We start from the raw sequence: 22,017 nt of genomic DNA on the forward strand, positions 1-22,017 counted from the left end.
ACTTTGAGGGTGTGGTCACAGGACTCTGGAACATCGCCGCCGATCAGCCGGACCTGACCGCGCTGGTCGGTCCGAGCGGTCGCGAGATCACCTACTCCGAGCTCGCCGCCGACGCGAACCGCTACGGGCGCGGGTTCCGGGCCCTGGGCCTGAACCCCGGTGACAGCGTCGTGCTGATGCTGCCCAACAGCGCCGAACTGGTCGCGGTGTACTTCGCCGCCTACCAGACGGGCCTCTACGTCGTGATGGCCAACTGGCACCTGACCGGGGCCGAGGTCGCGTACCTCGTGCAGGACAGCGGCGCCAAGGCCGTCGTGGCGCACGAACGGTTCGCGGCCGCCGCCGTGGAGGCCGCCGCGAGTCTGCCTGTTGAAGCACGGTTCGCGGTCGGGGAGATCGACGGGTTCACGCCGTTGAGCGAACTCCGTGAGGGCGAGGGCAGGCCCGACGGCCGCACGACCGGCTCGCCGATGCTCTACACCTCCGGCACGACCGGACGGCCGAAGGGTGTGCGCAGGCCGTTGACCGGCGCCGACCCGGACGACGTGCCCCCGAACGCAGCCTGGTTCTTCGGCATCTTCGGGATCAAGCCGCACGACGGGCACGTGCACCTGTGCGGATCACCGCTCTACCACACGGCCGTGCTGAACTTCGTGACCATCTCGATCCAGCTGGGCCACACCGCCGTGCTGATGGACCACTGGTCGCCCGAGGAGATGCTGCGGCTGATCGAGCGGTACAAGGTCACCCACAGCCACATGGTGCCGACCCAGTTCCACCGGCTGCTGGCTTTGCCGGACGACGTCAAGGCGCGCTACGACATGTCGTCGCTGCGGTCGATGATCCACGGCGCGGCGCCGTGCCCCCTCGAAGTCAAGCGCCGCATGCTCGACTGGTGGGGGCCGGTCGTGATCGAGTACTACGCGGCCACGGAGGGCGGTGGCACGGCGATCACCGCGCAGGAATGGCTGAAGAAGCCCGGATCCGTCGGGCTGCCGTGGCCGACGTCCGAGATCAAGATCCTCGGCGAGGACGGCACCGAGCTGCCGGTGGGGGAGCAGGGGCTCGTCTACATGCGGATGGGCACCTCGACGTTCGAGTACCACAAGGACGAGGAGAAGACCCGGGCCGCGCGCGTCGGCAAGCTGTTCACGTTGCAGGACATCGGGTACCTCGACGAGGACGGCTACCTGTTCCTGTGCGACCGCAAGAACGACATGATCATCTCCGGCGGTGTGAACATCTACCCCGCCGAGATCGAGGGTGAGCTGATCTGCCACCCGAAGGTCGCGGACGTGGCGGTGTTCGGGGTGCCGCACCCGGACTGGGGCGAGTCGATCAAGGCCGTGGTGCAGCCGGCCGACGGGGTGGCCGGCGACGACGCGTTGACCGAGGAACTGCTGGAGTTCGCCGGGACCCGGCTCGCCAAGTTCAAGCTGCCGCGGACCGTCGAGTACCGGGCGGAGCTGCCACGCGACCCGAACGGCAAGCTGTACAAGCGGAAGCTGCGCGATGCGTGACGCGATCAGGATGTCGGCCGGCGAGGTCGAGGAGTTCCTGCGCGGGCAGAAGACGTTGATCGTGGCCACGATCGGCCGGAACGGGCTGCCGCACCTCGCGCCGATGTGGTTCGCGTGGGTGGACGGCGAGATCGTCTTCTGCACGGACCGCAAGTCGCAGAAGATCCTGAACCTGCGACGGGATCCGCGCTGCAGCGTGCTGGCCGAGACCGGCGAGTCCTACGACCAGCTGCGCGGCGTGCACATGGAGGGCGTCACCGAGTTCACCGACCTCGGCCCGGTCGTGGACGCCGTGGTGGCGCGCAACTTCGGCGAGGTCGGCGACGACCCGGCCGCGCGTGATGCGTTGAAGAAGGCGATGGCGAGGCGCGTCGCCGTGATCTTCCGTCCGACCAGGACCGCCAGCTGGGACCACCGCAAGACGATGTCGGGAGCGACCCCATGACCCTGAACCGCCGTCAGGTGCTCGCCGGAGCCGGGCTCGCGCTGGCCTCGGGACTGGTCAAGACCGGGGTGGCGTCGGCCGACCTCGGTGAGTTCGACGTCGTGGTGGTCGGCGCCGGAGCGGCGGGCATGACCGCCGCGCTGACCGCCGCCAAGCGCGGGCTGAGCTGCGTGGTCGTCGAGAAGGCGCCGACCTACGGCGGCTCGGCGGCGCGGTCCGGCGCGGGCATCTGGATCCCGAACAACGAGATCATCCTCGCGGCCGGCATCCCGGACACCCCCGCGAAGGCCGCCCAGTACCTGGCGGCGGTCGTCGGCGACATCCCGCTGGCGCGGCAGCAGGCGTATCTCGCGGCCGGGCCGCAGATGATCTCGTTCGTCATGCGCAACAGCCCGTTGCGGTTCCGGCACATGGACGGCTACAGCGACTACTACCCCGAGCTCCCCGGCGGCATCGCGCGGGGCCGCTCGATCGAACCGGAGGTGCTCGACGGCCGCGTCCTCGGTGCCGAACTGGCCAACCTCAACGCCCCGTACCTGACCCCGCCCGCCGGCCTGGTGATCTACGGCGCCGACTACAAGTGGCTCGCGCTGGCGCTGGTGAACGCGAAGGGCGCGGCGACGGCCGCGGCGGCGCTGGCACGGGGCACCGCGGCCGCACTGGCGGGCCAGAAGCCGCTGACGATGGGCCAGGCGCTGGCGGGAGGCCTGCGGGCGGGGCTCCTGCAGTCCGGGGTGCCGGTGTGGCTCAACACCGGCCTGGAAGACCTGATCGTGGAGAACGGCGCCGTCCGCGGCGTGCTGACCTCACGCGGAGCCGTGCGCGCCCGCCGTGGCGTGATCATGGGCTCCGGCGGCTTCGAGCACAACGCGGCCATGCGCGCCCAGTACCAGCGCCAGCCCATCGGTACGCAGTGGACGGTCGGCGCTCGCGAGAACACCGGCGACGGCCACCGCGCGGGCCTGCGCGCGGGCGCCGCCGTGGACCTGATGGACGATGCCTGGTGGGGTCCTGCCATCCCGACCCCGGGCTCACCGTACTTCTGCCTGGCAGAACGCACCCTGCCCGGCGGCCTGATGATCAACGCGGCGGGCAGGCGCTTCGTCAACGAGGCAGGGCCCTACAGCGACGTCGTGCACACCATGTACGACAAGAACCCCACCGACCCGTGCATCCCGGCCTGGCTCATCGTCGACCAGAACTACCGCAACCGCTACCTCTTCGCCGACGTGGCCCCGGCCCTGCCGCTCCCGGACGGCTGGTACCAGTCCGGCGCGGTGGTGAAGAACTGGTCGCTGGACGGCCTCGCCGCAGCCATCGGCGTGCCGGGCGCCGCCCTGAAGTCGACCGTCAGCCGCTTCAACGGCCAGGCCATGACCGGCCGCGACGCGGACTTCCACCGCGGCGACAGCGCCTACGACCACTACTACACCGACCCGGCCGTCTTCCCGAACTCGTGCCTGGCCCCGCTGTGGCTCGCGCCGTTCTACGCGTTCAAGATCGTGCCCGGCGACCTCGGCACCAAGGGAGGCCTCGTCACCGACGCCCGCGCCCGCGTGCTGCGGCCGGACGGCTCGGTCATCCCCGGCCTGTACGCGGCGGGCAACGTGAGCTCGGCCGTGATGGGCCGCAGCTACGCCGGGGCGGGCTCGACCATCGGCCCCGCCATGACGTTCGGCTACATCGCGGCCAACGACCTCTAGCAGCGGCAGTAGGCAGGCACGTCGGCGAACCGCAGCTGCTCGGTGATCCGCACGAACGGCCAGCCACCGGTCTCCGCCAGCAGGAGATCGGTGGTCGTGCTGTCGCCCGCGACCAGGCACACGGTCCTGCCGTCCGTCAGCGCCGTCCTGACCGCGTCGGTGAACCCCGGCGTGCCCTTGGGATGTCCGACCTCCCCCGACACGAACACCCGCGCGAACCTGCCGGCCAGCCCCGACAGCCGGATCTTGGCGCGCTGCAACGACCGGCAGCCGTCGGTGGCGAGCCACAGCTCGTGCCGCTCGACCAGTGAGTCCAAAGCGGACTCGACACCGGGGAACGGCCGCACCAGAGCGCTGCGCAGCCGCCGGAACGCCGCTGCGGCGGTCTGAGCGTCGGCGGCGCTGCCCAGATCCGCCAACGCCAGCCGCCACGCCCGCACGTCGTTGCCCACCAACGCCTCGACGATCTCCTGCGGCATCGGCAGTTCGTGGAAGTCGGCCCAGAGCGCCTCCCAGGACGCGACCCGTTCGACCTCGCGGTGCGTGGCGGTCCGGTTCTCGCGCCACTCCCTGCGGGCCGCGGCGAGCACGACGTCGACCGCGTGGTCGGTCGCCTCGAGGGCGAGTTCGCCGAGGACGGCGGCGATGGCGGCACGGGCCGCCGCGCCGTCCGGGATCAGGCAGTCGTCGAGGTCGATGATGACAACAGGGCTCACAGGGCGATGCTAACGACCCTTGAACTCCGGCTTGCGCTTCTCCGCGAACGCCCGCGGCCCCTCCTTGGCGTCCTCGCTGGAGAACACCTCCATGCCGAGCCGCGCGTCCACTGTGAACGCCTCGTTCTCGTGCATGACCTCGGTCTCCCGCATGGTCTGCAGGATCTTCTGGACCGCGATGGGTCCGTTGGCCGTGATCAGCCCGGCCAGCTCCAGGGCCTTGTCCAGCGCCTGGCCGTCCGGCACCACGTGCCCGATCAGGCCGATCTCCTTGGCCTCCGCCGCCCTGATGTGCCGTCCGGTCAGCAGCAGGTCCGCCGCCACGGTGTACGGGATCTGCCGGGGCAGCCGGACCGCGGAGCCGCCCATCGGGAACAGGCCCCAGCGCGCCTCCGAGACGCCGAACCGCGCTGACTCGCCCGCCACCCGGATGTCCGTCGCCTGCAGGATCTCGGTGCCGCCGGCGACCGCGGGGCCTTCCACCGCCGCGATGAGCGGTTTCGTCAATCGACGTCCTTTCAGCAGTGGTTCGATGACGGAGAAGTCGAACTTGCCTGCGTTCTCGCTGGGGTGGTTGGACGTCATCGCCTTGAGGTCGGCGCCCGCGCAGAACGAGCCGCCCGCGCCGGTCAGGACGCAGACGCGGACGTCCGGATCGGCGTCGACGCGGTCCCAGGCGTCCTTCATGATGGCCAACATGGGGCCGGACAAGGCGTTGCGGACCTCCGGCCGGTTCATCGTGACGACCAGGACGTTGCCGACGAGGTCCACCAACGCGTGTGGTTCTGTCGTGGTCGTCATTCGCACGCCTCCTGGATCGAGTCTGACCGCACGGGGGATTGTCCAGAACAGTAACACGTTCTACTTTGCGTGCTATGGCCCTCAACGTCGCAGACCTCGTTGAACACGCCGCCGACACCGTGCCCGACCGGACCGCGCTCGTGTGCGGGGCCAAGAGGGTCACCTACGCCGAGCTCGAGTCGCGAGCCAACAAACTGGCTCACCACCTGGCAAAGAACGGCGTGACGCAGGGTGCGCACGTGGGCCTCTACGCGCGCAACTCGATCGAACTGGTCGAAGCCATGATCGCGGTCTACAAGCTGCGTGCCGTGGCCATCAACGTGAACTACCGCTACACCAAGAACGAGTTGCAATACCTGTTCGGAGAGGCGGACCTGACCGCTCTCGTGCACGAACGGCGGTACGCGCCGCTGGTCGCGGAGGTCGGCGCGCCCGGCCACACCGTCGTGATCGACGACGAGACCGAGGAGTCGTTCGAGGGCGCGGACTACGAGACGGCGCTCAGCGAGGAATCGGGTGACCGCGACTTCTCCCCGCGCAGTCCCGACGACCTCTACATCCTCTTCACCGGCGGCACGACCGGCATGCCCAAGGGCGTGATGTGGCGGCACGAGGACGTGTGGCGCACGCTCGGCGGCGGCATCGACTTCGTCACCGGCGAACGGCTGGCCGACGAGTGGCACCAGGCGAGGGCCGGCAAGGACTACGGCCTGATCCGGTTGTGCCTGCCGCCGCTGATCCACGGCGCCGCGCAGTGGGCCGTGCTCGGCGCGTTGTTCAGCGGCAGCACGGTGGTGCTGGTGCCCAAGTTCGACCCCGTCGAGATCTGGCAGGTGATCGAACGGGAAAAGGTCCAGGTCGCCGTGATCACCGGGGACGCGATGGGCCGGCCGTTGATCGAGGAGTTCCAGCGCGGCACGTACGACGCCTCGTCGCTCTACATCCTCAACAGCAGCGCCGCGCTCTTCTCGTACACGGTGAAGAAGCAGTACCACGAACACCTGCCGCACACGACGTTGCTGGAGTCCATCGGGTCGAGCGAGACCGGGTCCACGGGCATCGGCGCGGTGCCCAAGGAGATGGTGAAGACCGACGGCACCAAGGTGAAGCTCAACGAGGACACCATCGTCATCGACGACGACGGCAACAGGCTGGAGCCGTCGCCCGGTGTCATCGGCAAGCTGGCGCGCGGCGGCCACATCCCGATCGGCTACTACAAGGACCCCGAGAAGACCGCCCGGATGTTCGTGGAGGTCGACGGCAGGCGGTTCACCGTGCCCGGCGACTTCGCCCGGTTCGAGGAGGACGGCGACATCACGTTGCTGGGCCGCGGCAACACCTGCGTCAACACCGGCGGCGAGAAGGTCTTCCCAGAAGAGGTCGAGGGCGTGCTGAAGTCGCACCCCGACGTGTTCGACGCGCTCGTGATCGGCATCCAGGACGACCTGCTCGGCCAGCGCGTCGGCGCGATCGTCCAGCCGCGTGACGGCGCCACCCCGACACTGTCCGAACTGGACGCTCACGTCCGCGAGTCGCTCGCGGGCTACAAGGTGCCGCGGTCGTTGTGGCTGGTGCCCGAGATCGGCCGCACCCCGAGCGGCAAACCCGACTACCAGTGGGCGAAGCGCCACGTGGAGGACCATGCGCACCAGCCTGTGTGACGAGCTGGGCATCGAGCACCCCGTCTTCGGCTTCACGCCGTCCGAGCACGTGGCGGCGGCGATCAGCAGGGCGGGCGGGCTCGGTGTCCTCGGGTGCGTGCGGTTCAACGACGCGGAGGACCTCGACCGCGCGTTGACGTGGATGGACGAGAACACCGGCGGCAAGCCGTACGGGGTCGACATCGTCATGCCCGCGAAGATCCCGGCGGAGGGCACGCAGATCGACCTCGCCGGGCTCATCCCGCAGAGCCACAAGGACTTCGTGGCGCAGACGTTGCTGAAGCTCGGCGTGCCCCCGCTGCCCGACGGCGAGGGCGGCGAGGGCGTGCTCGGCTGGCTGCACTCGGTCGCGCGGTCGCATGTGGACGTCGCGCTCGAACACCCGATCCGGCTGATCGCGAACGCACTGGGCTCACCACCGGCCGACGTCATCGAACGCGTGCACGCGGCAGGGGTTCCGGTGGCCGCGCTGGCGGGCAAGGCGGAGCACGCGCGACGGCACGTGGCCAACGGCGTCGACATCGTGGTGGCACAGGGGTACGAGGCGGGCGGCCACACCGGGGAGATCGCGTCGATGGTGCTCGTGCCGGAGATCGTCGACGCGGTCGACGTGCCGGTGCTCGCCGCCGGGGGCATCGGCTCTGGCCGGCAGGCGGCCGCGGCGCTGGCGCTCGGCGCGTCCGGCGTGTGGATGGGCTCCTGCTGGCTCACCACGGCCGAGTACGCGCTGGGCAACTCCAGCACGCAGGAGGCGTTGCTCGCCGCCGGGTCGAGCGACACCGTGCGCACCCGCGTCTACACCGGCAAGCCGGCGCGGCTGCTCAAGACCCGCTGGACCGAGGCGTGGACGGAGCCGGACGCGCCAGAGCCGTTGCCGATGCCGTTGCAGAACCTGCTGGTCAGCGAGGCGCACCACCGGATCGCCCGCTCGGGCGACCCGTCCGTGGTGTCGATGCCGGTGGGGCAGATCGTCGGGCGGATGAACGAGGTGCGCCCGGTCGCCGAGGTCATGGCCGGCCTGCTGAGCGAGTACGACCAGGCGGTGGAGAGGCTGAACAAGGCCCGCTGACACGCCGGCGGGCCCGCGCCCGATCACATCACGGCGCTGAGCTTCAGGAGCTGGGCGGTCGCCCCGCCCAGCTCGAACTCGTCGCGCTTGGCCGCGGTGAAGTAGCGGTGCACGTCGTGGCTCATGTCGATGCCGGTGCCGCCGTGGACGTGCACGGCGGTGTGCGCCACGCGGTGCCCGGCGTCGGCGGCCCAGAACTTCGCGGTCGCCACCTCGGCCTCGGCGTCGAGGCCCTCCGAGAGGCGCCAGGCGGCCTGCCAGAGCGTGAGCCGGATCGCGGCCACGTCGATGTACGCGTCGGCCAGGCGTTGCGCCACGGCCTGGAAGCTGCCGATCGGGCGTTCGAACTGCACGCGGGTCCGCGCGTACTCCGCCGTCAGCTCCAGCGCGCGTTCGGTGACGCCCAGCTGGTGGGCGCACAGCCCCAGCGTGTAGCGGGTGACCAGCCAGTCCGGGGTGAGGCCGGGGACGACCTCGCCGCCCGTGCACGCGAACGAGCCCGCCTCCGAGCCGTCGAGGAGTTCCTGGGACGTGATATCCAGGTCCTCCGCGGCGACCACGACGACCTGGTCGCCCTGCGCGACGAGGAAAGCCGCCGCTTCGGAGGCGAACGGCACGGTCGTCAGCACGCCGTCGGCCTCCTGCAACGCGACGGACAGAACGGTTCCCGGCGTGAGCCAGCGGTCGCGCTGTTCCGCGGTGCCGAACTCGGCGAGCGCGCAGGACGCGACCACGGTCGGCAGGTAGGGCACGGGGGAGACCGCGCGGCCCAGTTCGACGAGCACCGCGCACTGCTCCAGGACGCCGAACTCGTCCGGCTGCTCGGGCACGACCCCCGACTTGACCAGGTCGGGCCACGGCGTGTCGGACGAGTCGAGGATCTTGCGGGTCAGCGCGGCCAGTTCGCGCTGCGCCTCGGTCGGGGTGAAGTCCACGGAAGCCTCCTCTACCGGGGCACGGCGGGAAGTCCCAGGCCCGCCCGCGCGATGATGTCCCGCTGGATCTCGTTGGTGCCGCCGCCGAACGTGAGGATCAGCGCCGAGCGGTGCATGCGTTCGACCCGGCCGTGCAGCAGCGCTCCGGGTGAGCCGGCGCGCACGATCCCGTTGGCGCCCAGCACCTCCATCAGCAGCCGGTAGCCCTCGGTGGCGAACTCGGTGCCGAACACCTTGGTCGCCGACGCCTCCGCCGGGGACGGCGCCTCGTCGGCACCGGAGGCGATCCGCCAGTTGACGAGCTTGAGGAACTCGGTCTTGGCGTGCACGCGGGCGAGGTGCAGGCGCACCCACTCGTGTTGTGCGGCACCGGTTTCGTCCGCCCATTGACGAACTTCGCGCAGTGCGGTCTGCAACGGCGCGGCCGAGCACAGGGCGACACGTTCGTGGTTGAGCTGGTTGGTGACGAGCTTCCAGCCCTTGTGCTCCTCGCCGATGAGGTTGCCGACCGGCACGCGCACGTTGTCGTAGAAGGTCGCGCTGGTCGTGGGTCCGGACATGGTCGGCACGGGCGTCCAGGAGAAGCCCGGGTCGGTCGTCGGCACCATGATGATGCTGAGGCCCCGGTGCCGCTTCGACTCCTGGTCGGTGCGGCAGGCGAGCCACACGAAGTCGGCGTACTGGATGAGGCTGGTCCACATCTTCTGGCCGTTGATCACGTACTCGTCGCCCTCGCGGACGGCCCTCGTGCGGAGCGCGGCGAGGTCGGTGCCCGCCTCCGGTTCGGAGTAGCCGATCGCGAAGTGCAGCTCTCCGGACGCGATTCTCGGCAGGTAGAAGGCCTTCTGCTCGGGCGTGCCGTAGGTCATGATCGTCGGCCCGATGGAGTTGAGCGTCAGGAACGGCACGGGCGCGCCGGCGGCGGACGCCTCGTCCAGGAAGATCAGCTGCTCGATCATCGGGCGGTCGCGGCCGCCGTACTCCTCCGGCCAGCCGATCGTCAGCCACCCGTCCAGCCCCATCTGCCGGACGGTGTCCTTGTAGACCTCGGCGTCGCCGTAGTCGCTGCCTCCGGCGAGCCCGGCTCGGCGTTCGGGCGTCATGAGCGCGGCGAAGTACGCCCGCAGCTCCTGGCGCAACTGCTCCTGTTCGGGCGTGAAACCGATGCGCATGACCGCTACTCTAGAACAAGTTCTACTTGATGTCAGGAGGCCGCGATGAAGGTCGGCGTCGACCCTTCGCTGTGTGAGGCGCACGGCGAGTGCATGACCATCCTGCCCGAGGTCTTCGATCTCGACGACGACGAGGTTCTGCAGATCCGGGACGGTGAGCTGGCCTCGGCGGAGGAGGGTCCGGCGGAACGGGCCGTGGCGTCGTGCCCGAAGGGCGCGCTCCGTCTGTCCCGCTGATGGGCCTTGTCAAGAACAGGAACAGATTCTAGTGTCCGACAGGTTACTTCGGCCGTGAGCTCAGCGAGGAGTGATACCGGTGAAGGCTGCCGTGCTCAACCAGGTAGGCGACGACAAGCTCGAGCTCCGCGACGACGTGACCACCACACCCGTGGGGCCGGCCGAGATCCGCATCAAGATCAAGGCCTGCGGTGTCTGCCACAGCGATCTGTCCGCAATGGACGGAACGCTGCCCGCGCTGGCACCCGGCGTCGTGGGGCACGAAGGCGCCGGTGAGGTCGTCGAGATCGGGAGCGCCGTCACGTCGCTCGCGGTAGGCGACCACGTGGCGATCACGTTCGTGCCGCCGTGTGGGAAGTGCGCGCAATGCGTTACCGGGCAAGCACATCTGTGCCTGGTGCACACCATCTCCGCGTTCACCTCGCCCCGGTTCGTCGTCGGCGGCAACCCCGCCTTCGGGTACGCGGGGCTCGGCGCGTTCGCCGAGGAGATGGTCGTCCCGGCCGACGCGGCCATGAAGATCGACGACGACGTGCCGTGGGACGTCGCCGCCCTGCTGTCGTGCGGAATCCTGACCGGTGTCGGCGCCGTGCTGAACACGGCCAAGGTCGAAGCGGGTTCCAGCGTCGCCGTGATCGGCTGCGGTGGCGTCGGGGTCGCGGTGCTGCAGGGCGCCCGGCTCGCGGCCGCGGCCCGGATCGTCGCGGTCGACCCCGTGCTGGAGAAGCACGAGGTCGCGCAGAGGTTCGGCGCGACGCACGCGACGACGCCGGACGGCATCGCTGACCTCAACAACCAGCTGAACTCCGGCATGGGCTTCGACTACGTGTTCGACGTCGTCGGCCTGCCCGCGACGATCCGGCAGGCGTGGGACCTGACCCGGCGCGGCGGCCACACGGTGATCGTCGGCGCGGGGCGCGCGGACGCGATGGTGTCGTTCAGCGCCCAGGAGCTGTTCCTGCACGACAAGACCCTGCACGGGTCGTTCTACGGCACGGCGAACTTCCGCCGGGACATCCCGCGGATGATCGCGCTGTGGCGGCAGGGCCGCCTCGACCTCGAAGGCATGATCAGCAAGCGGATCAAGCTGGAGGACGTGAACGAGGGCCTGCAGGCGTTGCGAGGCGGAGGGTCGTTGATCCGCCAGGTGATTCTCTTCGATTAGGAGTCTCTTGTGGACCTTGCGGGGAAGGTCGCCGTGGTCACCGGCGCCGGTGCCGGGCTCGGCCGTGCGGAAGCGCTGGAGCTCGCTCGCGCGGGTGCCTCGCTCGTGCTCAACGACCTGCCGGGATCGGCCGACGCCGCTGCGGCCGAGATCGAGCAGCTGGGCGGGAAGTGCGTCGTGGTCGAGGGTGACGTGGGGGAGCGGGCGACCGCGGACGCCCTCGTCACGGCCGCTGTGGAGCACTTCGGCGGGCTGCACGTGCTGGTGAACAACGCGGGCGTGCTGCGCGACCGGATGCTGTTCAACATGACCGACGAGGAGTGGGACCTGGTCGTCCGGGTGCACCTGCGCGGCCACTTCCTGTTGTCGCGCAACGCCGTCTCGCTGTGGAAGCAGCAGTCGAAGTCGGCAGGCGCACCCGTGTACGGGCGGATCGTCAACACCGCGTCCGAGGCGTTCCTGCTCGGGTCGGAAGGTCAGGCCAACTACGCGGCGGCCAAGGCGGGCATCGCCGCCCTGACGGTCGCGACCGCGCGGGGCACGAGTCGCTACGGCGTGCGCGCCAACGCGATCTGCCCGCGCGCCCGCACCCAGATGACCGCGCACGTGTTCGGTGAGGCGCCTTCCGGTGACGACTCGCTGGACCCGTCGCACGTGGCCCGGTTCGTCGCGCACCTGGCGGGACCGTCCGGCGACAAGATCAACGGACAGGTCTTCGTCGTGCACGGCGGCATGGTCGCGCTGATGGCACCCCCCACCGTCGAGCGGAAGTTCGACGCGCTGGGCGATCTCGACGGCTACTTCGCCGATCGGGATCCACAAAGGACGTTCGCTTGCACGGAAACGATGGCCCTGTAGGAGGAGCTGTGTCGCTCACCGTCCAACCCCACCGCGAGACCTTGGGCCTCAAGGACGGCCGGCTCCTCGTCGGAGGCGAGTTCCGCGAGGCGGACGAGACCTGGACCCACCACCACCCCGCCACCGGCGAGGAGATCGGCAGCTTCGCCGTCGCCTCCGCGCAGGACGTCGACGCGGCGGTGCTCGCCGCCCGCAAGGCGTTCGACGAGGGCACCTGGCCGCGGTCGCGCGCCTCCGAGCGCATCAAGATCCTGCGCCGCTACGGCGACCTGCTCCGCGAGCACGCCGACGAGCTGCGGGGTCTGCAGGCGCTGGACAACGGCGTGCCGCTGTCGTTCGGGCAGATCTACGCCACCTCGGTCGGCATCGCGGCCGACATCTTCGACCACCACGCGGGCTGGATCGACAAGGTCGGCGGCCAGACGCTGCCGCCGTACCAGGGCGGCGACCACCTGGCGATGACGTTCCGCGAACCGGTCGGCGTCGTCGCGGCGATCCTGCCGTGGAACGCGCCGTTCGTGCTGTTCGCCCAGAAGCTCGCGCCCGCGCTGGCCGCCGGCTGCACGGTCGTGGTGAAGCCGTCGGAGTACGCGTCGTTCTGCGTGATCCGCATGGTGGAGCTGCTGATCGAGGCCGGCCTGCCGGAGGGCGTGGTCAACCTCGTCACCGGCCCCGGCACCCCGACCGGCGAGGCCCTGATCACCCACCCCGGCGTCGACAAGATCAGCTTCACCGGCAGCCGGGCGGTCGGCCGCCGGATCGTCGAGGCGTCCGCCGGGACGATGAAGCGGGTGTCGCTGGAGCTGGGCGGGAAGTCGCCCGCGATCGTGTTCGCCGACGCCCCGAACGTGGGTCTCGCCGCCATGACGTGCATGGGCATGGTCACGATGGGCCTGTCCGGCCAGGCGTGCGTCGCGCACACCCGTGCGCTGGTGCAGCGCGAGGCCCAGGACGAGTTCATCTCGATGGCCCAGATGCTCGCGGGCGCGGTGACGTTCGGCGACCCGTTCGACCCGGCCGTGCTCGCCAGCCCGTTGATCAACTCGCGTCAGCTCGACCGCGTCCTCGGCTACATCGAGAAGGGCCAGGAAGCGGGCGCCCGTCTCGTCACCGGTGGCGCGCGGCTCGACGGCGACTACGCGTCCGGCAACTTCGTGGCGCCGACGATCTTCGCCGACGCCACCAACGACATGGCCATCGCCCGCGACGAGATCTTCGGCCCGGTGCTGACCGTCGTCCCGTTCGACACCGAGGAAGAGGCGATCCGCATCGCCAACGACACCGAGTACGGCCTGGGCGCGGGCGTCTACACCAACGACGTGCGCCGCGCGTTCCGCGTCTCGAAGTCGCTGCGGGTGGGCATGGTCGGCATCAACGGCTTCCAGCTGGAGCCGCACATCCCGTTCGGCGGCTACAAGCAGTCAGGCCTGGGCCGCGAGGGCGGGCAGAGCGCGTACGAGGCCTACACCGAGCTCAAGACCGTGATGATGCCGCTGACCGACGAGATGATGTAGATGCGGCTGTCCGGAAAGGTCGCCCTGATCACCGGCGCCGCCCGTGGCCAGGGCGCGGCGGCCGCACGGAGGTTCGTGGCCGAGGGGGCGTCGGTGATGGTCACCGACGTGCTCGACGACCAGGGCAAGGAGCTCGCTTCGGAGCTGGGCGCCGAGTACTGCCACCTCGACGTGTCGTCGGAGTCCTCGTGGGCCGAGGCCGTGACGTTCACCGTCTCGACGTTCGGCTCCGTGTCCGTGCTGGTCAACAACGCCGGGATCCTGCACTTCTCGGCGCTGGCCGACACGACGCTGGCCGACTACCAGCGGGTGATCGGCATCAACCAGGTCGGGACGTTCCTCGGCATGCGGTCCGTGGTGGAGCCGATGAAGGCGGCCGGCGGCGGGTCGATCGTGAACGTGTCGTCGGTCGAGGGACTCGGCGGCATGCCGTACCTGACGGCGTACACGGCGTCGAAGTTCGCGATCCGCGGCATGACCAAGGTGGCCGCGATGGAGTTGGGGCAGCACGGGATCCGGGTGAACTCGGTGCATCCGGGCGCGATCGACACTCCCATGGTGAGCGAGGCCCTGGGGCGGCCGATCGACGTGTCGCCGATCGGGAAGAAGCTGGCGTTGCGGCGGATCGGGCAGCCGGAGGACGTGGCCAACGTCGTGTTGTTCCTGGCGAGCGACGAGAGCGCTTACTGCACGGGTGGGGAGTTCGTGGTGGACGGAGGGGCGACCGCGACGCACGCGCTGAACGGGTGACCGGGGCACCGATGCCGGAGTCGGGCAGGCCCCTGCGGTAGGCGACTTCCTTGCGTGGCCGATGCCTCCCTGGCTACGGTAAGGAAACTGAACCGGTAAGAAAAGTGAACTGGGAGGCCGTCGTGGCTGACGTCCGGACCATCGCCGACCTGGCCCGCGAGGTCGCGCCCAAGACCGAGGCCGGGCGTGCTCTCGCGCCGGAGCTGCTGGAGGTCGTCCGGGAGTCCGGGCTGTTCAGGGCCGGTGTGCCGCAGCGGTTCGGCGGGTTGGAGCTGCCGCCCGCCGAGACGCTCGGGGCCGCGTTGGAGATCGCTCGCGGGGATACGTCGGCCGGGTGGTGCGTGTCGATCGCGGCCACGTCCGGGCTGCTCGGTGCCTACCTGCCGGACGACGGGGCGCAGGAGGTCTTCGGGGATCCTCGGTCGGTCGCGGCCGGGGTGTGGGCGCCCAAGGGGCGGGGTGTGTCGGCCGATGGTGGTGTCGTCGTGTCGGGGCAGTGGTCGTTCTGCTCCGGGATCGGGCACGCCGACTGGTTGTTCGCCGGGTTCGTGCATGAGAAGGCGCTGAAGGTGGCCGCGTTGCCCAGGGCCGAGGTGGAGGTGCTCGACACCTGGCACACGACCGGGTTGCGGGGGACCGGCAGTCACGACTGCGTGGCGCGGGAGGTGTTCGTGCCGCAACGGCGGGTGCTGTCCGTTTTGGACGGTCCCGTGGGTGGCGGGGCGCTGTACCGCTTCCCGGTGTTCGGGTTCTTCGCGCTGTCGGTCGCGGCGGCGGCGCTCGGCAACGCGTTCGGGGCGTTGGACGACTTCGTGGCCCTGGCTGTGCGGCGGAGTCCGCTCGGGTCCAGCCGCACGCTGGCCGAGCGCGGGTCGACGCAGGCCGCCGTGGCGTCGGCCACCGCGTCGGTGAAGGCCGCGAGGGCGTACTTCTTCGCGGCCGTCGGCGAGGCCTGGGAGGCGGCGCAGGCCGGTGAGGTGCCGGTCGAGCTGAAGGCCGAGCTGCGGCTCGCGGCCACGCACGCTGCCCGCACGGCGCGGGGTGTCGTGTCGGAGCTCTACGACCTCGCCGGTGGCGGGGCGATCTACGACGGGGCGGCGTTGCAGCGCAGGTTCCGGGACGCGCACACGGCGTCGGCGCACTTCCAGGTCAACTCGGCCTCGTTCGAGGTGCCCGGCCGGCTGCTGCTGGGTGTCGAGGCGCGGACGGAGCAGCTGTGAGCTCTGTCGGCGTGGTGACGCCGTTCTGGCTGGACCGGCCGCCCGTCGAGGCGCTGGACATCGCCATCGCGGCCAACGACACGGGCTTCGGCACGCTGTGGATCGGCGAGATGGCGACCTTCGACGCGTTCGCCCTGGCCACGGCGGCAGGTCTGCGGACGTCGCGGATCTCGCTGAAGATCGGCCCGCTGGCCGTGGGCGTGCGCAGCCCGGTGGCGCTCGCGCTGGGACTGTCCACAGTGGTCGCCACCACCGGCAGACCGGCCGCTCTGGCGCTCGGGGCGTCGAGCCCGCGGATCGTCACGGGGTGGCACGGCCGCGAGTGGGAACCCGTGCGGCGCATGAAGGAGACGATCCGCGACACCCGCGCGCTGCTCGACGGCAACCGCGTGTCCGGGTTCCGCCTCCAGCAACCGGTGCCGGGCACGCCGATCTCGGTGGCGGCGTTCGGGCCGGCGATGACGAGGGTCGCGGCGGCGGACGGCGACGAGGTGGTGCTCAACCTGGTCAGCGCCGGGCACGTGGCCGAGGTCCGCACACGGCTCGCCACGTCACAACCCCTGCCTCCACCCCTGGCCGTCTGGATCACCGCGGCCCTCGACCCCGGCCCCGCCACCCTCCGGCAGCTCCGCTCCCAGCTGGCCGTCTACCTGGCCCCACCCGGTTACGGCGAGATGTTCACCGCCCTCGGCCACGGCGACCTCGTCGACGAGGCCAGGCAAGGCAGACCCCGCACCGAACTCGCCGACGCCATCCCGCTCGACCTGCTCGACCAGGTCGGCGCGATCGGCTCCGCGCGGACCATCGCCGACCGCGTCACCGAGTACCACGAGGCGGGCGCCGCGCACGTCGGACTGGTCCCGGCGACGGCGGAGGACCCGGCCGGGCGCAGACTGCTCACCACGCTCTCCCCGTTGCTCGCGAAGGGACGCCGATGACCGACCCAGCCGGCCTGGACCGCCGGTTCCGCGGCGAGTCCGTCGGGCGCGCGCTCGACCTGGTGGGGGAGAGGTGGACGCTGCTGATCCTCCGCGAGGCCTTCTTCGGGGTGAAGCGGTACGGGCAGTTCGTGCGCAACCTGAGCATCCCGCGGCCCACGTTGTCGGCGCGGCTGAAGACACTGGTCGAGGCCGGGCTGCTGGAACGGGTGCCGTACGCGGAGGACCGAGAGGAGTACCGGCTCACCCCCGCCGGGCTGGAGTTGTTCCCCGCCATCGTGATCCTCATGAAGTGGGGCGACGCGCACGTGCCCGACCCGGACGGGCCGCCGATCGTGCTGGAGCACAACGCGTGCGGCAAGCCGGTCGACGCGTTCCTGGCCTGCCGGTGCTGCGGCGGCGAGATCACCGCCCACGACGTCACGGCCCGCGAAGGCTGACAGCGGGCTGCCAGCGCCCTGCCAGCGGGCGGGCGCACACTTCCTCCCGAGGGACTCAGGGAGGAACGATGGCACTCGCGATCAGGGCAGAAGGCCTGGTCAAGCACTACGGGGAGACCAAGGCGCTGGACGGCGTCGACCTCGAGGTGCCGGAGGGGAAGGTCGTGGGCGTGCTCGGGCCGAACGGCGCGGGCAAGACCACGGCGGTGCGGGTGCTGGCGACGTTGCTGCGCCCGGACGCGGGACACGCGACCGTGCACGGGCATGACGTCGTGAAGGATCCACGGGCGGTCAGGTCGCTCATCGGACTGACCGGGCAGTACGCGTCGGTGGACGAGGACCTGTCCGGCACGGAGAACCTCGTGCTGCTCGCACGGCTGCTGGACCATTCGCGCGCGGGGGCGAAGGCGAAGGCCGCGGAGCTGTTGGAGCAGTTCGAGCTCACCGATGCCGCGCACCGGGCCGCCAAGACGTACTCGGGAGGCATGCGGCGCAGGCTCGACCTCGCGGCCAGCCTCGTCGGCAACCCGTCCGTGCTGTACCTGGACGAGCCGACCACGGGCCTGGACCCGCACGCCCGCAACGAGGTGTGGGCGGTGGTGCGCAAGCTCGTCGCGAACGGCGTGACGGTCCTGCTCACCACGCAGTACCTGGAGGAGGCCGACCAGCTCGCCGACTCGATCACGGTGTTCGACCACGGCCGCGTCGTGGCCGAGGGCAGGCCGGACGAGCTCAAGCGGCGCGTCGGCGGGCAGACGTTGCAGGTGCGGCCGACGTCGATGCGCGACCTCGACGCGGTCTACCGGATCCTCGGCGACCTGACGAGCGTCAGGCCGACCCGCGACGACGACACGGGACTGCTGACGGCGCCGGTGAACGACCCGGTGCTGCTGTCCACTCTGGTCAGGAAGCTCGACGAGGCCGGCATCACCGCGGACGAACTGGCGCTGCGGCTGCCCTCGCTCGACGAGGTCTTCCTGGCGCTGACCGGCAAGCAGAACGAGGGGAGCCTGGTATGAGCGCCGCAGTGGGTAACTCGACACTGGCGTTGGACCGGGGCGTGCGCCACGGCTTCTCGCTGGCGTGGCGGGGAATCCTCAAGATCCGCAAGAACCCCGAGCAACTCGCGGACGTCACGCTGGCGCCGATCGTGTTCCTGGTGATGTTCACGTACCTGTTCGGCGGCGCGCTCGCCGGCAACACGGACGCGTACCTCCAGATGCTCGTGCCGGGCATCATGGTGATGAACATCCTGCAGGCCAGCATGACCGCCGGCGTGCAGATGAACACGGACGTCTCGAAGGGCGTGTTCGACAGGTTCCGGTCGATGCCGATCGCCCGCTCGGCACCGCTGGTGGGGGCGGTGCTCGCGGACATCGTGCGGTACGTCGTGTGCATCGTCGTGCTGCTGGTGGTCGCCACGGTCATGGGTTACCGGGTGCAGACGGGGCCGGCCGAGCTGCTCGTCGCGGCCGGGCTGACGATCGCGTTCGGACTGTGCTTCTGCTGGGCCTCGGTGTTCGTCGGCATGCTGCTCAAGACGCCGCAGGCCGTGCAGGGCCTGATGTTCGTGCTGATCATGCCGCTCACGTTCGGCAGCAACGTCTTCGTCGGCACCTCGACGATGCCGGGCTGGCTCAAGGCGTGGGCGGACGTCAGCCCGGTGAGCCTGCTGTCGGACGCGCTGCGCGGCCTGCTGAACGGCGGGGCGATCGCAGGGCCGCTCACCGGGTCGCTGATCTGGATGGCCGGTGTGGTCGCGGTGTTCTTCCCGCTCGCGATGTGGGCGTACCGCCGTCGCGTGTAGCCGGGACCAGGGGCGGGCTTCAGCCGACGCTGAGGCCCGCCTCCGCGCGCACCTGGCGCGTCGCCTCGGCCTTGGTGACCGTCACCGGCTCGGGCTCGCCCAGGTCGGCGACCATCCGCCGCACGTCCGGGTCACCCAGGTCGAGCCTGCCCCGGATCACCTGGGCCAGCGCGAGCAACCGCACCGCCGCGTCCGTGCGGCCCTGCGCCTGCCGGACGCGGGCCAGGAGCTCGGTCACGCCCGAGAGGTCCGGCATGTCCCCGCGGTCGGACGTGGTGCCGACCGCGACCGCCACGCACGACTCGGCCTCGTCCGGCCTGCCCTCGGCGAGCGCGATCCGCGCGTCCAGGATCGCCGACCACTCCGTCACGAACGGGCCGAGGAACGCCGCGACCGAGGCCGCGTTCTTGAACCGCGTGCTCAGCTCGCGGGCCTCCGGAAGGCGGCCCGACCGCAGCATGACCTCGGCCTTCGCGTAGCCGATCATCAGGTTCAGCTGGTCGTTGCCCGCGTCGTGGACGTACTGCTCTGCCTGGGCGATCTCACGCTCGGCCGCCTCGGTGTCGCCGAGCCGCGCGTACTCGACCGCGAGCCGCCACCGTTGCTGCACGGAGTCCTCGACGGATCCCAGCTCCCGCGCCACCTCGAGGCCCTGCTGGTACAGGGCGATCGCGGCCAGGTTGTCGCCTGTGTGCGAGACGAACGCGGCCTTCATGCCGAGCGTCATCGCCGAACCCCACCGGTCACCGACCGCCGTGAACTGGTCGTACGCGCGGTCACGGGCCTGCTCGGCGCCGGCCAGGTCGCCGTCCTCGCTCAGGATGAAGCTCATCGCCCAGTCGGCGCCCGCCCGCGCCCACGCGTCCTCGCTCGCCGCCGCGCGGTGCACCTCCCGCCGTGCGAGCTCCTTGTTCTGGCTCAGGAACGCGAGCATCGGCAACGCGATCGCGAGCGACGGGTACTTCTGGGTGGCGCCCGTGTTCACGCAGTCCTCGATGACCTGCGAGGCCTCGATCGGCTCCGGCAGGCCCGGGATCGCGGACATGATCAGCCTCATCGCGCGGAACGTCGCGACGACGTCCGGCGGCAGGTCGCCGGCCAGCGCGAGCACCTCGCGCACCGACCGTTCGGAACGCTCGTTGTCGCCCTTGATCAGCCAGTACCAGAACACGCCGCCGAGGATGTCGGCCGCGAGCCCCGCCTCCCGGTCGTCGATCGCGCCGCGCAACGCGGCCACGACGTTGTCCTGCTCCGCCTGGTAGACCTTGATCGCCTCGATCTGCCGCGCGGTGCGGACGAACGGCTCCCAGCGCGCGGTCAGGTCCCGGTAGTAGCGCCGGAACCGCCCGACGAACTCCCGCTTCTCCCCGGACGCCTCCAGCTGCTCCGCCGCGTACACCCGGATCGTCTCCAGCATCCGGTACCGCGCCTCGCCGTCCAGTTCGACGACGTCCACGATGGACTTCTCGACCAGCGACGTCAGCACGTACAGCGCGTCCTCGCCGCAGACCGCCTCGATCGCCGCCAGGTCCGCACCCGCCGGGAACACCGCGAGCCGGCGGGCGAGCACCAGCTCGTCCTCCGTCAGCAGGTCCCAGCTCCACTCGACGACGGCGCGCAACGTCCGCTGCCGCGGCAACGCCGTCCGGCTGCCGGAGGTGAGCAGCCGGAACCTGTCGTCCAGGCGCTGCGTGATCTGCCGGATCGTCATGGACCGCAACCGCGCGGCCGCCAGCTCCAGCGCGAGCGGCATGCCGTCGAGCCTGCGGCACACCAGCTTCACGTCCTCCACAGTGGACTCGTCCAGCCGGAACCCCGGCTTGACCGCGTTCGCCCTGTCCACGAACAGTCGCACGGCGCCGAAGTCCGCCACGTCCGCCTGGCCGTTCGGCACGGCCAACGGCCCGATGGGGCACAACGACTCGCCGTCGATCGCGAGCGGTTCCCGGCTGGTCGCGATGATCTTCAGGTTGGGCACCCGGCGCAGCAGCCTGCCGGTGAACTCCGCGGCCGCCGCGATCAGGTGCTCGCAGTTGTCCAGCACCAGCACCGACTCGCCCGCGCCCAGCACCTCGGCGATGCGGTCCATGCCCTCGTTGGGTCGCCGCATCGGGTCGGTCGTCGTCATCCGCAGCTCGAACGCCTTGAGCACCACACCGGGCAGGTCCTCGGCTGCGTGGATGCCGGCGAGCGCCGCGAACCACACGCGTCCCTTGCCGTGCAACGGATGCCGGGCCGCCACCTCGGTCGCGAGCCGCGTCTTCCCCGCGCCACCGGGCCCGACCAGCGTCACCAGCCGCGCCTGCCCGAGCAGCGCCGAGATCTCCCGCAGCTCCTCGTCCCTCCCGACGAAGCTGGTGAGCCGCACCGGCAGCCGGTCGACCACCGGCCGCGGCCCGAGCTCGCCGCGCAACGCCGCGAGGTGCACGTCCTGCAGCTCCTGCGACGGATCGACGCCCAGCTCGTCGGCCAGCCTGTCGCGCACCTCGGTGTACACGTGCAGCGCGTCGGACTGCCGGCCCTGCGCGCACAACGCCCGCATCAGCAGCCCGGCGAGCCGTTCGCGCAGCGGATGCTTCTCGTGCAAGGCCGTCAGCGCCGCCACGTCCAGCTCGCCGCGATCCTCCTCGGCCGCGAGCCGCGCCTCGTCCAGCCGTGCCGCGACGGGCCCGGCGAACGGCGCCTCCCGCACGTCCGCGAGTGCCTCCCCGCGCCACAACGCCAGCGCCTCGTCCACCTGCCCGGCCGCCCGCAGCCGGTCGAACCGGAACACGTCGACGTCCTCGGCCGCCACCCCCAGCCGGTACCCGCCGGGCTCCAGCGCCACCGGGCACACCTTGCGCAGCCGCGACACCAGCGACTGCAGGGCGTTCGCGCCGTCCGCAGGGGGTTGCTCGCCCCACAGGTCGTCGATCAGCGTCGTCGCCGGCACCGGGCGGCCGGGGTCGAGCGCGAGCCGGGCGACCAGCATGCGGACGCGGGCACCACCGATGTCGACCGGTGTGCCGTCCTCCGCCTCGACCGCGGTCGGGCCCAGCAATGCCACGCGCACGGGTCCAGCTTCCC

20 protein-coding genes are annotated in these 22,017 nt (G+C 70.8%); 15 read left to right on the top strand and 5 right to left on the bottom strand.

All coding sequences use genetic code 11. The features are described from left to right. Window positions 1–11 precede the first annotated feature (11 nt). Genes ACQEU1_RS01070 through kstD form a run of 3 tightly spaced genes read left to right on the top strand, consistent with a single transcriptional unit; the run spans window position 12 to window position 3,668 of the window. Window positions 12–1,520, top strand: a complete 1,509-nt coding sequence (locus ACQEU1_RS01070; RefSeq protein WP_433195180.1) for an acyl-CoA synthetase — start codon at window positions 12–14, stop codon at window positions 1,518–1,520. Beyond that, window positions 1,513–1,965, top strand: a complete 453-nt coding sequence (locus ACQEU1_RS01075) for a pyridoxamine 5'-phosphate oxidase family protein (protein WP_433195182.1) — start codon at window positions 1,513–1,515, stop codon at window positions 1,963–1,965. Before ACQEU1_RS01070 ends, ACQEU1_RS01075 begins: the two co-directional genes overlap by 8 nt. Continuing rightward, window positions 1,962–3,668, top strand: a complete 1,707-nt coding sequence (gene kstD, locus ACQEU1_RS01080; RefSeq protein WP_433195185.1) for a 3-oxosteroid 1-dehydrogenase — start codon at window positions 1,962–1,964, stop codon at window positions 3,666–3,668. The genes ACQEU1_RS01075 and kstD overlap by 4 nt, the downstream gene beginning before the upstream one ends. Here kstD and ACQEU1_RS01085 read toward each other — a convergent pair. Continuing rightward, window positions 3,665–4,384, bottom strand: coding sequence for an HAD family hydrolase (locus ACQEU1_RS01085; RefSeq protein ID WP_433195187.1), 720 nt, complete (start codon window positions 4,382–4,384; stop codon window positions 3,665–3,667). The two genes, kstD and ACQEU1_RS01085, sit on opposite strands and share 4 nt — an antisense overlap. Before the next feature lie 9 nt (window positions 4,385–4,393). After that, complete coding sequence (locus tag ACQEU1_RS01090) at window positions 4,394–5,185, bottom strand: crotonase/enoyl-CoA hydratase family protein (protein WP_433195189.1); 792 nt, start codon at window positions 5,183–5,185, stop codon at window positions 4,394–4,396. A gap of 74 nt (window positions 5,186–5,259) precedes the next feature. Between ACQEU1_RS01090 and ACQEU1_RS01095 the strand changes: the two genes are divergently transcribed. Next, window positions 5,260–6,846 carry an acyl-CoA synthetase gene (locus ACQEU1_RS01095; RefSeq protein WP_433195191.1) on the top strand — a complete coding sequence of 529 codons (1,587 nt, stop codon included), beginning with the start codon at window positions 5,260–5,262 and terminating at the stop codon, window positions 6,844–6,846. Next, a complete protein-coding gene (locus tag ACQEU1_RS01100) occupies window positions 6,827–7,915 on the top strand; it encodes an NAD(P)H-dependent flavin oxidoreductase (protein WP_433195193.1) in 1,089 nt (362 codons plus the stop codon). Before ACQEU1_RS01095 ends, ACQEU1_RS01100 begins: the two co-directional genes overlap by 20 nt. Before the next feature lie 23 nt (window positions 7,916–7,938). On the opposite strand, the gene ACQEU1_RS01105 is transcribed toward ACQEU1_RS01100, so the two are convergent. Both ACQEU1_RS01105 and ACQEU1_RS01110 read right to left on the bottom strand, forming a co-directional pair. Beyond that, the gene (locus ACQEU1_RS01105; RefSeq protein ID WP_433195195.1) at window positions 7,939–8,850 is read right to left on the bottom strand and encodes an acyl-CoA dehydrogenase family protein; all 912 of its coding nucleotides are present in this window, start codon (window positions 8,848–8,850) and stop codon (window positions 7,939–7,941) included. Between the two features lie 11 nt (window positions 8,851–8,861). Next, window positions 8,862–10,022 (bottom strand): acyl-CoA dehydrogenase family protein, encoded by a 1,161-nt coding sequence (locus ACQEU1_RS01110; protein WP_433195197.1) that lies wholly within the window; start codon window positions 10,020–10,022, stop codon window positions 8,862–8,864. A 45-nt stretch (window positions 10,023–10,067) separates the two neighbouring features. On the opposite strand from ACQEU1_RS01110, the gene ACQEU1_RS01115 reads away from it, so the two are divergent. The 10 genes from ACQEU1_RS01115 to ACQEU1_RS01160 all read left to right on the top strand — a co-directional run bounded on the left by ACQEU1_RS01115 (window position 10,068) and on the right by ACQEU1_RS01160 (window position 18,951). Next, window positions 10,068–10,259 (top strand): ferredoxin, encoded by a 192-nt coding sequence (locus ACQEU1_RS01115; protein WP_285634061.1) that lies wholly within the window; start codon window positions 10,068–10,070, stop codon window positions 10,257–10,259. 79 nt (window positions 10,260–10,338) lie between these two features. Continuing rightward, window positions 10,339–11,424, top strand: a complete 1,086-nt coding sequence (locus ACQEU1_RS01120) for a Zn-dependent alcohol dehydrogenase (protein ID WP_433195200.1) — start codon at window positions 10,339–10,341, stop codon at window positions 11,422–11,424. Between the two features lie 9 nt (window positions 11,425–11,433). Continuing rightward, a complete protein-coding gene (locus tag ACQEU1_RS01125) occupies window positions 11,434–12,282 on the top strand; it encodes an SDR family NAD(P)-dependent oxidoreductase (RefSeq protein ID WP_433195202.1) in 849 nt (282 codons plus the stop codon). A gap of 8 nt (window positions 12,283–12,290) precedes the next feature. Next, window positions 12,291–13,796, top strand: a complete 1,506-nt coding sequence (locus tag ACQEU1_RS01130; RefSeq protein ID WP_433195204.1) for an aldehyde dehydrogenase family protein — start codon at window positions 12,291–12,293, stop codon at window positions 13,794–13,796. Next, the gene (locus ACQEU1_RS01135; protein ID WP_433195206.1) at window positions 13,797–14,546 is read left to right on the top strand and encodes a glucose 1-dehydrogenase; all 750 of its coding nucleotides are present in this window, start codon (window positions 13,797–13,799) and stop codon (window positions 14,544–14,546) included. It abuts the gene before it with no gap. 122 nt (window positions 14,547–14,668) lie between these two features. After that, window positions 14,669–15,766, top strand: coding sequence for an acyl-CoA dehydrogenase family protein (locus ACQEU1_RS01140; RefSeq protein WP_433195208.1), 1,098 nt, complete (start codon window positions 14,669–14,671; stop codon window positions 15,764–15,766). Next, complete coding sequence (locus ACQEU1_RS01145) at window positions 15,763–16,704, top strand: LLM class F420-dependent oxidoreductase (protein ID WP_433195210.1); 942 nt, start codon at window positions 15,763–15,765, stop codon at window positions 16,702–16,704. The genes ACQEU1_RS01140 and ACQEU1_RS01145 overlap by 4 nt, the downstream gene beginning before the upstream one ends. Further along, entirely contained in the window at window positions 16,701–17,144 is a 444-nt protein-coding gene (locus ACQEU1_RS01150) for a winged helix-turn-helix transcriptional regulator (RefSeq protein WP_433195212.1), read from the top strand. Before ACQEU1_RS01145 ends, ACQEU1_RS01150 begins: the two co-directional genes overlap by 4 nt. Before the next feature lie 68 nt (window positions 17,145–17,212). Further along, on the top strand, window positions 17,213–18,163 hold the full coding sequence (locus ACQEU1_RS01155) for an ATP-binding cassette domain-containing protein (RefSeq protein WP_433195214.1): 951 nt from the start codon (window positions 17,213–17,215) through the stop codon (window positions 18,161–18,163). Further along, a complete protein-coding gene (locus ACQEU1_RS01160) occupies window positions 18,160–18,951 on the top strand; it encodes an ABC transporter permease (protein WP_433195216.1) in 792 nt (263 codons plus the stop codon). Before ACQEU1_RS01155 ends, ACQEU1_RS01160 begins: the two co-directional genes overlap by 4 nt. 19 nt (window positions 18,952–18,970) lie before the next feature. On the opposite strand, the gene ACQEU1_RS01165 is transcribed toward ACQEU1_RS01160, so the two are convergent. Continuing rightward, a complete protein-coding gene (locus tag ACQEU1_RS01165) occupies window positions 18,971–22,003 on the bottom strand; it encodes a BTAD domain-containing putative transcriptional regulator (RefSeq protein WP_433195218.1) in 3,033 nt (1,010 codons plus the stop codon). Between the last annotated feature and the right edge of the window lie 14 nt (window positions 22,004–22,017).

It is taken from the genome of Lentzea sp. CA-135723, from assembly GCF_050936595.1.
Taxonomy (GTDB): Bacteria; Actinomycetota; Actinomycetes; order Mycobacteriales; family Pseudonocardiaceae; genus Lentzea.